Here is a 12,871-nt window from a genome sequence, read left to right as displayed (position 1 = left end):
ATAAATGGATGCAACCAATATTCCTGCGCAGGAAACAAAGTGGTATGTACTCCGCGTTGTTAGTGGCAAGGAAAAAAAAGTGAAGGAATACCTGGATATTGAAGTGCGCCGATCTGATTGGGGTAACGTTATCACACAGGTGTTTCTCCCGGTAGAAAAAGTATATAAAGTGCAGGCCGGTAAAAAGGTAATGCGCGAAAAAAACTTCTACCCCGGTTATGTGATGATCGAAGCCATAGATGGCAAAATGACCGACGAAGTGATCCAGGCCATCCGTAACGTGTCTGGCGTTATTCACTTCCTGGGCAAGGAAAAACCGATTGCACTCCGTAAAGCCGAAGTCAACAAAATGTTGGGTAAAGTAGATGAACTGAGCGATCAGGGCCTCACCATGAGCGAACCATTCATCGTCGGCGAAACCATCAAGATCATCGACGGTCCGTTCAACGACTTTAATGGCGTAATCGAAGAAGTGATCGAAGACAAAAAGAAACTGAAAGTAACCGTGAAAATCTTTGGCCGCGCCACCCCTGTGGAACTGAACTTCATGCAGGTGGAAAAATTAGCATAGTTACTGTATCAAATATTTTTAAAAAAGCGCTCCCGGACAGGAGCGCTTTTTTATTTTGATATGTTGGTATTTTAATATTTTTGCGACACCTTTCTTTGCAGAAAGGACTTCAAATCTTAAAAATCCCTGTGCCCAAAACCCAATAACAACATAATAAGATAACAAAATGAAAAAATTGCTTTGCGGTATGGCCGGCTGCCTCTTGTTGCTGTCAGCCTCAGCCCAGCAAAAGAAACCTGCTGTAACACCTGTATCTGCTGTCCCCGTTAAAACCTATGCCGCCATCCCTGACTCTGTAACCGGCACTTCCGCCAGCATGGCGGCCTGGCTGGTGTCTCACAGTGAAAACAAAACAGCGCTCCTCCGTTCCCTGTACGCATGGATGTCTTCCCATATCAATTATGATATGGTCAATACCTTCCAGCCTGGTTATTATAAGGACACGACAGACGCCATCAACAAAACCCTGCAAACACGCGTTGCTGTGTGTGAAGGATATGCCTCATTGTATATGGACGTCGCCCGGCGCGCAGGCATTCCCGCAGTATTGGTGACAGGTTATCCGCTCACCGGCGGCAGACCGGACAATGCCAGTCACGCCTGGGTGGCCGTACAACTGGACAATGAATGGAAAATGATCGACCCCACCTGGGGTGCCGGTTCGGTGATCAATAATAAATACACGGCCCGGCTCAACTGGAAACACTTCCTGGCAGAACCGCATGAATACCTGAAAACACACGTGCCGTTTGATCCGCTGTTCCAGTTCTCCGAATATCCGCTCCGGCACGATGAAATCCGGGATGGTAAATGGGGCGGAGGAACAGACCAGCCCGTATTTGTGTTCCGCGACACCCTGGCCGCCTTTAGTAAGCTGTCACCCCTGGCCAAGTCGGAGAATATGGCCGCGAGGATCGGGCGTTTTGGTGTGACCAACCAGCTGATTTCCGCAGAGCTGACTTTCCTGATCAACCAGCTCACCGTAGAACGGCAGAATGCCAATATTATGGAGCAAAACCGGGTGGCAGATCAGATCAATGAGTGCAGCCGGCTGTATAACCGGTTGACCAACGACTTTAATGAATATGTGAATTTCCGTAACAAGCAGTTCGCTCCAGCGAGGCCTGACCAGGAAATCCGGGAATGGGTGGACGGTATGTCGCGGCAGTCGGACGATGTAGAGCGGAAGGCGCGGAAGTTGACAGTGACAGACCCAGGCAACCGCCGGGTATTAATGGAAGTATTGGAGGCCAACACGCAGCTGAAGCGTCGTATTGCGGATGAACAGGCTTTTGTAGGTAAATATATTAAAACGGGAAAGATGTTCCGGAAGTCTTTGTTTTATAAAGTGAGCTTTTAGCTGTACTTTTGCGCTTCTCCCGGATAATAAGGTTTTTTTAAGAGAAATGCAATGGATTTGTAAAAAAAAGGTTTCTGTTAGCAAAAAGGATGCCCAAATTCAAATACTTTTTGGCATTTTAATATTATTATTTACCTTTGCATCCCCTTTAAAAGGTTATTTCAGTTCCTTTTAGTTTTGGGAGTTCTCTGTACAGCAGAGGGCGTTTTAACCAAATTAAATACAATAGTAATGGCAAAAGAGATCGCAACGTACGTGAAATTGCAGGTAAAAGGCGGCCAGGCCAACCCTGCACCTCCGATTGGTCCTGCACTGGGTTCCAAAGGTGTGAACATCATGGAGTTCTGCAAACAGTTCAATGCCCGCACCCAGGATAAAATGGGTAAAGTATTGCCTGTATTGCTGACAGTTTACACTGACAAATCATTTGACTTCGTAATTAAGACTCCTCCGGCACCGGTACAGCTGCTGGAAGCTGCTAAATTGCAAGGTGGTTCTAAAGAGCCTAACCGTAACAAGGTGGGTAAAGTGACCTGGGCACAGGTTGAAGCTATCGCGCAGGATAAAATGCCTGACCTGAACTGCTTCACTCTGAACAGCGCTATGAAAATGGTAGCTGGTACTGCTCGTAGCATGGGTATTACTGTAGAAGGTAAAGCTCCCTGGGAAAACTAATTGGTTCACCCTGTTAAGGCAGGAACTTTAAATCATTTTGACAATGGCAACTAAAAAGAGAAAAGTAGCGCAGGCTAAAGTTGATAAAAACAAGGCGTATACGCTGAAAGAAGCATCTGCTTTAGTAAAAGACATCAACTGTACTAAATTCGACAGTTCTGTCGATTTACATATCCGCTTAGGCGTTGATCCTAAGAAAGCAGACCAGGCTATCCGTGGTTCCGTAACGCTTCCCCACGGTACTGGTAAGACTAAGAAAGTTTTAGTGCTCTGCACACCTGACAAAGAAGCTGCCGCTAAAGAAGCTGGTGCTGATTTCGTTGGTTTGGACGAGTTTATCCAGAAAATTGAATCCGGCTGGACTGAGATCGATGTTATCATCGCTACTCCTGCTGTGATGCCTAAAATCGGTAAACTGGGTAAAATCCTGGGTCCCCGCAACCTGATGCCAAACCCGAAAACCGGTACTGTTACCAACGACGTAGCTGCTGCTGTGAACGAAGTGAAAGGTGGTAAAATTACCTTTAAGGTAGATAAAGCTGGTATCATCCACGCTTCTATCGGCCGTGTATCTTTTGCAACTGATAAAATTGAGCAGAACTCCCAGGAGCTGATCAATGCTATCATCAAGCTGAAACCAGCTACAGCAAAAGGCACTTACCTGAAAGGCCTGTCCATGGCTTCTACTATGAGCCCTGGTATTGCGATCGACACTAAATCTGTTCAAAACTAATTGATCACGCGTGTGTAGCCTTATCTGCAAGGAGGGGCTTGCTACAAACGGTAAAATATGAATAAAGATCAAAAAAATGAAGTGATCGAACTGCTGAAAAGCAAGTTCTCTCAATATAGCAACTTCTACATCACCAACACCGAGTCATTAACGGTAGCGCAGGTTAACGACCTGAGGAAGACTTGCTTCAACAAGAATGTGGAAATGAAGGTGGCTAAAAACACCCTGATCCGTAAGGCACTGGAATCTCTGGACAGCGAAAAATATGCAGGTATCTATGATGCCCTGCACGGTGTAACTGCCCTGATGTTCTCTGACAGCCCGAAAGAGCCGGCTCTGATCATCTCCAGCTTCCGTAAAGCGAACAACAAACTGGAAAAACCAGTATTGAAAGCAGCTTTCGTAGCAGACGAAATCTTCGTAGGCGACAACCAGCTGACTGCCCTGACCAACATCAAGACCAAAAACGAGCTCATTGGCGAAGTTATCGGTCTGTTGCAATCTCCTGCAAAACGCGTTATCGCTGCTTTGCTGGAAAAAGGCAAGAAAGAAGGCGCAGTGGAAGAAGCTCCGGCTGCAGAATAACCGGGACCTGGCCGGTCTGGAACTTAAATTCTTTCCAGATCATTGGTTCCCAATAAATTATGGCTTCCAAGTCACAATATAATTAACAAACATTACAAACATTACATTAAAACATTATAAAAATGGCAGACGTAAAAGCATTAGCCGAACAATTAGTAGGTTTAACTGTTAAGGAAGTACAAGAACTCGCAGACGTACTGAAAAACGAGTACGGCATCGAACCAGCAGCTGCTGCTGTTGTTGTTGCTGCAGGTGGTGGCGAAGCTGCTGCTGCTGAAGAAAAAACTGCATTCAACGTAGTTCTGAAATCTGCAGGTGCTTCCAAACTGAACGTTGTTAAGGTTGTAAAAGACCTGACCGGTCTGGGCCTGAAAGAAGCGAAAGAACTGGTTGACGGCGCTCCTAAATCTGTGAAAGAAGGCGTTAGCAAAGCAGAAGCAGAAGATCTGAAAGCTAAGCTGACTGAAGCAGGTGCTGAAGTTGAAATTCAGTAATTCTTTGCTTAGTATACATCTTTTAAAGGTCAAAAGTGCCCATGGTACTTTTGGCCTTCTTCCCTTTGGGAAAGTGTCTTTTTCAGAGAGTCAAAACGGGGAATCACCCAAGGTGACTTTGACCATGTGCAGAAGGCATATCTAAAATTAGGATGGATATTGGTAAAGAAATCTTAATTTCCCTAATTCTTACAAGTCATATAACTGCTAACTTCGAATATGTCTCTAAAAAAAGCCCAAACAAGCGAAAGAGTAAATTTTGGAAAGATCAAACAAGTTACTGAGACACCGGATCTGTTGGCTATCCAAATCCAATCTTTCAAGGATTTCTTCCAATTAGAAACCACACCAGACAAACGAAATAACGAAGGCCTTTTTAAAGTATTTAAGGAGAACTTCCCGATTACAGATACCCGCAATATCTTCAATCTGGAGTTCCTTGATTATTTCGTAGACCCTCCGCGCTATACCATTGAGGAGTGTATTGAACGTGGGCTTACCTACTCTGTACCGTTGAAGGCGAAACTGCGTCTCAGCTGTAATGATGAGGAGCATGTGGATTTCCAGACAATTGTGCAGGACGTGTTCTTAGGTAACATTCCCTACATGACCCCAAGAGGTACTTTCGTTATTAATGGTGCTGAGCGCGTAGTTGTTTCCCAACTGCACCGCTCTCCTGGTGTATTCTTTGGTCAGTCTGTTCACCCGAACGGAACGAAGATCTACTCTGCAAGGGTGATCCCGTTCAAAGGGGCCTGGATGGAGTTTGCAACCGACATCAACAATGTGATGTATGCTTACATTGACCGTAAGAAGAAGTTCCCTGTTACCACCCTGCTGCGTGCCATCGGTTATGAAACCGATAAGGACATCCTGCAGCTGTTTGGTATGGCTGATGAAGTAAAAGCAGACAAGAAAAGTCTTGATAAATACGCCGGCAAAAAGCTGGCTGCCCGTGTTTTAAGAAGCTGGGTGGAAGACTTTGTGGATGAAGACACCGGTGAAGTGGTAAGTATCGAGCGTAACGAGATTATGCTCGAGCGTGACAGCATTCTGGACGAAGCGAACATCGAGACCATCGTGGATATGGGCCTGAAGAGCGTTTTCGTACAGAAAGAAGAGGTGAGCGGCGATTTCTCCATCATCTACAACACATTAAACAAGGATACATCCAACTCCGAGCTGGAAGCCGTTCAACACATCTACCGCCAACTGCGCGGTGCCGATGCGCCGGATGATGAAACAGCAAGGGGTATCATCGATAAATTATTCTTCTCCGACAAACGTTATGACCTCGGAGACGTAGGCCGTTACAAAATCAACCGGAAACTGGGTCTGTCTACTCCGCTGGACATGAAAGTGCTGACGAAAGACGACATCATTTCCATCATCAAATACCTGGTACAACTGACCAACGGTAAAGCAGAGATCGACGATATCGATCACCTGAGCAACCGTCGTGTACGTACCGTGGGTGAACAGCTGTACGCTCAGTTTGGCGTTGGTCTGGCCCGTATGGCCCGTACCATCCGCGAACGTATGAACGTACGTGACAACGAGGTGTTTACACCAGTGGACCTGATCAATGCGAGGACCCTGTCTTCCGTGATCAACTCCTTCTTCGGTACCTCCCAGCTGTCGCAGTTCCTTGACCAAACCAACCCGCTGTCTGAGATCACGCACAAACGCCGTATCTCCGCCCTCGGTCCCGGTGGTCTGAGCCGTGAAAGAGCAGGCTTTGAGGTGCGTGACGTTCACTATAGCCACTATGGCCGTCTGTGTACGATCGAAACACCGGAAGGCCCGAACATCGGTCTGATTTCCACCCTTTGCGTACACGCGAAGGTGAATGAAATGGGCTTCATCGAAACACCGTACCGCAAAGTAAATTCCGGTAAGGTAGACATGCAGAAGGTAGAGTTCCTGAGCGCGGAAGAAGAAGATACCGTGAAGATCGCACAGGCCAACGCTCCGCTCGATGACAAAGGCAACTTCCTCAACGATAAAGTAAAATCCCGCGAAACCGGTGACTTCCCGATCCTGGACAAACAGGAAGTGGAATTCATGGACGTGGCGCCAAACCAGATCGTAGGTCTGAGTGCTTCCCTGATTCCGTTCCTTGAACATGATGACGCCAACCGTGCGTTGATGGGATCAAACATGCAACGTCAGGCCGTGCCGCTGCTGAACCCGGAAGTGCCCATCGTGGGTACCGGCCTGGAAGCAAAGGCAGCACGCGACTCCCGCCTGCAAATCACCGCAGAAGGCAAGGGCGTGATCGAATTCGTGGACGCCAAAGAAATCCATGTTCGTTACGAGCGTGACGAGCTGCAGAAACTGGTGAGCTTCGAAGACGACCTGGTGATCTATAACCTGACCAAATTCGTTAAAACCAACCAGAGCACCTGTATCAACCTCAGACCTTGCGTGAAGAAAGGTCAGCGCGTGGAAATCGGCGACTTCCTCACAGAAGGCTACGCTACCCGCGGCGGTGAACTGGCACTGGGCCGTAACATGAAAGTGGCGTTCATGCCATGGAAAGGTTACAACTTTGAGGATGCGATCGTAATCTCTGAACGTGTAGCACGTGAAGACCTCTTTACCTCCATCCACATTGACGAATACGAACTGGAAGTACGTGACACCAAACTGGGCGAGGAAGAACTGACCCCGGATATCCCGAACGTGAGCGAAGAGGCTACCAAAGACCTCGACCAGAACGGTATCATCCGTGTGGGCGCCCACATTAAGGAAGGTGACATCCTGATCGGTAAAATCACACCGCGTGGTGAATCTGATCCTTCTCCGGAAGAAAAGCTCCTCAGAGCGATCTTCGGTGACAAGGCATCCGATGCGAAAGACGCTTCCCTGAAAGCACCTCCGTCCACAGAAGGCGTGGTGATCGACAAGAAGCTGTTCAGCCGCGCTAAGAAAGATAAAAACTCCAAGACCCGCGAAAAAGCGGCCATCGAAAAACTGGAGAAAATACACCAGAAGAACACTGAAGACCTGCTGGAAGTGCTGATGAGCAAACTGCTGGTACTGCTGAAAGACAAAACGTCCCAAGGCATTACCAACACTTACGGTGAAGTACTGATCTCCAAAGGTTCCAAGTTCTCCCAGAAAAACCTGGTGAATATTGATTTCATGAACGTGAACCCGCTGGGTTGGACCACCGACGAGGTGACCAACGACCAGATCAATACCCTGCTGCACAACTACAACATCAAGTACAACGAAGAGCTGGGCCGTTACAAACGTGAGAAATTCAACATCTCCATTGGTGACGAACTGCCTGCCGGCGTACTGAAACTGGCGAAGGTATACCTGGCCAGCAAACGTAAGCTGAAAGTAGGGGACAAGATGGCGGGCCGCCACGGTAACAAGGGTATCGTAGCAAGGATCGTGCGTGACGAAGACATGCCGTTCCTGGCAGACGGTACACCGCTGGACATCGTACTGAACCCGCTGGGCGTACCTTCCCGTATGAACCTCGGACAGATCTACGAAACCGTACTGGGCTGGGCCGGTCTGAAACTGGGTATGCGTTTCGCTACTCCGATCTTTGACGGTGCTACTACTGAAGAAATAGCCAATTATATCAATGAGGCAGGACTGCCAAGCTTTGGCCACACTTACCTGTATGATGGTGAGACCGGCGACCGCTTCCACCAGAAAGCTACCGTGGGCGTGATCTACATGCTCAAACTGAGCCACATGGTGGACGACAAAATGCACGCCCGTTCTATCGGACCGTACAGCCTCATCACGCAACAGCCACTGGGTGGTAAAGCCCAGTTCGGTGGTCAGCGTTTTGGTGAGATGGAGGTGTGGGCACTGGAAGCATACGGTGCAGCCAACATTCTGCAGGAACTGCTTACCATCAAATCCGATGATATCGTTGGTCGCGCCAAAGCTTATGAATCCATCGTTAAAGGTGACAACATCCCGAAAGCCGGTGTGCCTGAATCCTTCAACGTATTGATCCATGAATTGCGTGGTCTGGGTCTTGATCTGAAATTTGACTAAGAGCTTTTAGCTACCAGCCATTAGCCCCCGGCTAATGGCTGATAGCTTGGATATTTCGCAGGAATAAAATTTTTGTCGCTGGCCTAACACCAACGGCTAACAGCTAAAAGCTAATAACAGATGGCTATCAAAAAAGAAAATCGTCCTAAATCAAATTTTAACAGCATCACCATCAGTCTGGCTTCTCCGGATGTAATCCTGGAGCGTTCATACGGTGAGGTGCTGAAACCTGAAACCATCAACTACCGTACTTACAAGCCGGAACGTGATGGTTTGTTCTGCGAAAGAATATTCGGGCCTGTAAAGGATTACGAATGCTATTGCGGAAAATATAAACGTATCCGTTATAAAGGTATCGTATGTGACCGCTGTGGGGTGGAAGTAACGGAGAAAAAAGTACGTCGCGAAAGAATGGGCCACATCCGTCTGGTAGTGCCTGTTGTACATATATGGTATTTCAAATCGCTCCCTAACAAGATCGGTTACCTGCTGGGAATGTCTTCCAAAAAGCTGGAGACCATCGTTTACTACGAAAGATATGTAGTAATCCAGGCGGGCGCGAAACAGGAAAAAGGGATGAACTACGGTGACTTGCTCACTGAAGAAGAATACCTGGACATCCTGGACACCCTGCCTAAAGACAATCAGCTGTTGCCGGATGAAGATCCCAACAAGTTCATTGCAAAAATGGGTGCTGAAGCGGTGGAAATGATGCTGGCCCGTATCGATCTGGACAGCCTTTCCTACCAGCTGCGTAACCAGGCCGCTACTGAAACTTCCCAGCAACGTAAAGCGGAAGCGCTGAAACGTCTGAGCGTGGTGGAAGCTTTCCGTGACGCCAACAGCCGCGTAGAAAACCGTCCTGAATGGATGGTGATGCAATATATCCCTGTAGTACCGCCTGAACTGCGTCCGTTAGTGCCGCTGGATGGTGGCCGTTTTGCGTCTTCCGACCTGAACGATCTGTACCGCAGGGTGATCATTCGTAACAACCGTCTGAAACGTCTGATCGAAATTAAGGCACCGGAAGTGATCCTGCGTAACGAAAAACGTATGCTGCAGGAAGCGGTGGATTCCCTGTTCGACAACTCCCGTAAATCCAATGCGGTGAAAGCGGAAGGTGGCCGTGCGCTGAAATCCCTCTCCGACGTGCTGAAAGGTAAACAAGGCCGTTTCCGTCAGAACCTCCTCGGTAAACGTGTGGACTACTCCGGTCGTTCCGTTATCGTGGTAGGCCCTGAACTGAAACTGCATGAATGCGGCCTGCCGAAAGATATGGCTGCTGAGCTGTTCAAACCGTTTATCATCCGTAAACTGATAGAAAGAGGCATCGTGAAAACCGTGAAATCAGCGAAAAAGCTGGTAGACCGGAAAGAAGCGGTGGTTTGGGACATCCTGGAAAACGTGCTGAAAGGTCACCCGGTATTGTTAAACCGTGCTCCGACCCTGCACCGTCTGTCTATTCAGGCATTCCAGCCTAAACTGGTGGAAGGTAAAGCGATCCAGTTGCACCCGCTCGTGTGTTCTGCGTTCAACGCCGACTTCGATGGTGACCAGATGGCGGTACACGTGCCGTTGAGCAATGCTGCTATTCTGGAAGCCCAACTGCTGATGCTGTCTTCCCACAACATCCTCAATCCGCAGAACGGTACGCCGATCACCCTGCCTTCACAGGACATGGTACTCGGTCTGTATTACATCACCAAGGGTAAGAAAACCCAGGGCGATGTGGTGGTAAGAGGTGAAGGCAAAGCTTTCTATTCTGCTGAAGAGGTGATCATTGCACTGAACGAAGACAGAATTGACCTGCACGCTCACATCCGTGTAAAAACCACAGTGAGAACTGCTGAAGGTAACCTGGAGAACAAACTCATCGAAACTACCGTAGGCCGCGTACTGTTCAACCAGTTCGTACCGAAGGAAGCAGGTTATGTAAATGCCCTGTTGACGAAGAAGTCACTGCGTGAAATCATCGGTGATATCATCAAATACACAGATATTCCAAAAACTGCCAAATTCCTGGACGACATCAAACAATTAGGTTTCCGCATGGCGTTCCGTGGTGGTCTGTCATTTAACATCAATGACCTGATCATTCCGGAAGTTAAGCAGGAAATGATTGATGCTGCTGCCGGTGAAGTGGACGAAGTTTGGGACAACTATAACATGGGTCTGATCACCAACAACGAACGTTACAACCAGATTATCGATATCTGGTCCCGCGTGGATACCAAGGTGACAGAAACCCTGATCCGTGAACTGGCAACAGACAAACAGGGCTTCAACTCTGTGTACATGATGCTTGATTCCGGTGCGCGTGGTTCCAAGCAACAGATCAAACAGCTGGCTGGTATCAGGGGTCTGATGGCCAAGCCGCGTAAGAGTGGTTCTACCGGTTCTGAGATCATCGAAAACCCGGTATTGTCCAACTTTAAGGATGGTCTGAACGTATTGGAATACTTCATCTCTACCCACGGTGCCCGTAAGGGTCTTGCGGATACGGCGTTGAAAACGGCGGATGCGGGTTACCTGACCCGTCGTCTGGTAGACGTTGCGCAGGACGTGGTGATCAACGAAGAGGATTGCGGCACCCTGCGTGGTATTGCGACCGCTGCGTTGAAAGACAACGAAGAGGTGATCGAAACACTGTACGACCGTATCCTGGGCCGTACTTCCCTGCACGACGTGTTTGATCCTCACACCGAGGAACTGCTGGTAAGTGCCGGTGAAGAAATTACCGAGGATATTGCTCATAGAATTGAATCCAGCGCGATCGAAACCGTAGAGATCCGTTCCGTACTGACTTGCGAAAGCCGTCGTGGCGTGTGCGTGAAATGTTACGGTAAGAACCTCGCTACCGGTTACACTGCACAGCGTGGTGATGCGGTAGGTATCATCGCTGCACAGTCCATCGGTGAACCTGGTACACAGTTGACACTGCGTACGTTCCACGTGGGTGGTGTTGCGGGTTCCACTTCCGTTGAATCCGGCCTCCAGGCTAAATTTGACGGTACTATCCAGTTCGATGGCTTACGTACTACCACCTACGAAAACAACGAAGGTGAGAAAGTACAGGTGGTTATCGGCCGTACCGGTGAGTTGCGTATCATGGACGTGAAAAATGACCGTCTGCTGGTAACCAACAACATTCCTTACGGTTCCACCCTGCTGGTGAAAGATGGACAGAAAGTAGCGAAAGGCGACCAGATTTGTACCTGGGACCCATTCAACGCCGTTATCGTGTCCGAAATACCGGGTAACATTCGTTTCGACAGCATCATTGAAGGTATCACCTTCCGTGAAGAAGCGGATGAACAAACCGGTCACCGCGAGAAAGTGGTTATCGAAACCAAAGACAAAAACAAGATCCCGTCTATCTATGTAGATGGTAATAAAGAGGTGAAATCTTACAACTTGCCGGTAGGTTCCCACATTGTGATCTCTGAAGGTGATCATGTGAGAGCTGGTCAGGTAATCGTAAAAATCCCTCGTATCATTGGTAAACTGCGAGACATCACCGGTGGTCTGCCACGTGTAACTGAGCTGTTTGAAGCACGTAACCCGAGCAACCCTGCCATCGTTTCTGAAATCGACGGTGTGGTAGCCTTTGGTAACATCAAACGTGGTAACCGTGAGATCATCATCGAAAGCCGTGAAGGTCAGATCAAGAAATACCTGGTGCCTTTGACCCGTCACATCCTGGTACAGGACGGTGACTTCGTGAAGGCCGGTACTTCCCTGTCTGACGGTTCTACTACTCCTGCAGACATCCTGGCCATTAAAGGTCCGTTTGCCGTACAGGAATACCTGGTAAATGAAATCCAGGAAGTATACCGTTTACAGGGTGTAAAGATCAACGACAAACACATCGAGGTGATTGTTCGTCAGATGATGCGCAAAGTAAACATCGAAGATCCCGGAGATACCCGCTTCCTCGAAGGCGATACCGAAGACAGGTTCGACTTCTTCGAAGAGAACGACATGATCTTCGATAAGAAAGTGGTAACCGAAGCCGGTGAATCCGCTGTACTGAAAGCTGGTCAGATCGTGACCCTGCGTCAGGTACGTGAGGAAAACTCCCTGCTGCGCCGCGCCGATAAGAAACTGGTAGAATTCCGTGATGCACAACCGGCTACATCCAGCCCGCTGCTTCAGGGTATTACCAAAGCGTCTCTCGGTACACGTAGCTGGATTTCCGCTGCGTCCTTCCAGGAAACCACGAAAGTACTGTCTCAGGCAGCGATCAACGGTAAGATCGACGATATGACCGGTCTGAAGGAAAATATCGTTACCGGTCACCTGATCCCTGCTGGTACAGGTCTGCGTGAATTTGAAAACATGATCGTAGGTTCCAAAGAAGAATACGACATCCTGGCATCTTCCAAAGAAGTGTTCCAGTTTGACGAAGAAGAATAAATTGTTCC

The 12,871-nt window shown here is 48.5% G+C and carries 8 protein-coding genes; all 8 read left to right on the top strand.

Going from position 1 to position 12,871, the window contains the following annotated elements; genetic code table 11:
• Nucleotides 1-4 precede the first annotated feature (4 nt).
• A complete protein-coding gene (gene nusG / locus ACTJJS_RS22035) occupies nt 5-571 on the top strand; it encodes a transcription termination/antitermination protein NusG (protein WP_078667076.1) in 567 nt (188 codons plus the stop codon).
• Nucleotides 572-737: 166 nt separating this feature from the next.
• Nucleotides 738-1,931 (top strand): transglutaminase domain-containing protein, encoded by a 1,194-nt coding sequence (locus tag ACTJJS_RS22030; RefSeq protein WP_440665275.1) that lies wholly within the window; start codon nt 738-740, stop codon nt 1,929-1,931.
• Nucleotides 1,932-2,162: 231 nt separating this feature from the next.
• Complete coding sequence (gene rplK / locus ACTJJS_RS22025; RefSeq protein ID WP_143307800.1) at nt 2,163-2,606, top strand: 50S ribosomal protein L11; 444 nt, start codon at nt 2,163-2,165, stop codon at nt 2,604-2,606.
• Nucleotides 2,607-2,649: 43 nt separating this feature from the next.
• Nucleotides 2,650-3,339 carry a 50S ribosomal protein L1 gene (gene rplA, locus ACTJJS_RS22020; protein WP_247654960.1) on the top strand — a complete coding sequence of 230 codons (690 nt, stop codon included), beginning with the start codon at nt 2,650-2,652 and terminating at the stop codon, nt 3,337-3,339.
• Nucleotides 3,340-3,396: 57 nt separating this feature from the next.
• On the top strand, nt 3,397-3,924 hold the full coding sequence (gene rplJ, locus ACTJJS_RS22015; protein ID WP_168871839.1) for a 50S ribosomal protein L10: 528 nt from the start codon (nt 3,397-3,399) through the stop codon (nt 3,922-3,924).
• Between the two features lie 122 nt (nt 3,925-4,046).
• A complete protein-coding gene (gene rplL, locus ACTJJS_RS22010; protein WP_113617224.1) occupies nt 4,047-4,418 on the top strand; it encodes a 50S ribosomal protein L7/L12 in 372 nt (123 codons plus the stop codon).
• Between the two features lie 219 nt (nt 4,419-4,637).
• Entirely contained in the window at nt 4,638-8,447 is a 3,810-nt protein-coding gene (gene rpoB, locus ACTJJS_RS22005) for a DNA-directed RNA polymerase subunit beta (RefSeq protein ID WP_168871840.1), read from the top strand.
• Nucleotides 8,448-8,567: 120 nt separating this feature from the next.
• Nucleotides 8,568-12,863 carry a DNA-directed RNA polymerase subunit beta' gene (gene rpoC / locus ACTJJS_RS22000; RefSeq protein WP_168871841.1) on the top strand — a complete coding sequence of 1,432 codons (4,296 nt, stop codon included), beginning with the start codon at nt 8,568-8,570 and terminating at the stop codon, nt 12,861-12,863.
• Nucleotides 12,864-12,871 lie beyond the last annotated feature (8 nt).

This window comes from Chitinophaga sp. 22308, from assembly GCF_052045305.1.
In the GTDB taxonomy this organism is placed as follows: Bacteria; Bacteroidota; Bacteroidia; order Chitinophagales; family Chitinophagaceae; genus Chitinophaga; species Chitinophaga varians_A.
Note: the sequence above shows the minus strand (reverse complement) of the source record. Positions and strands in the feature narration are given on the sequence as shown.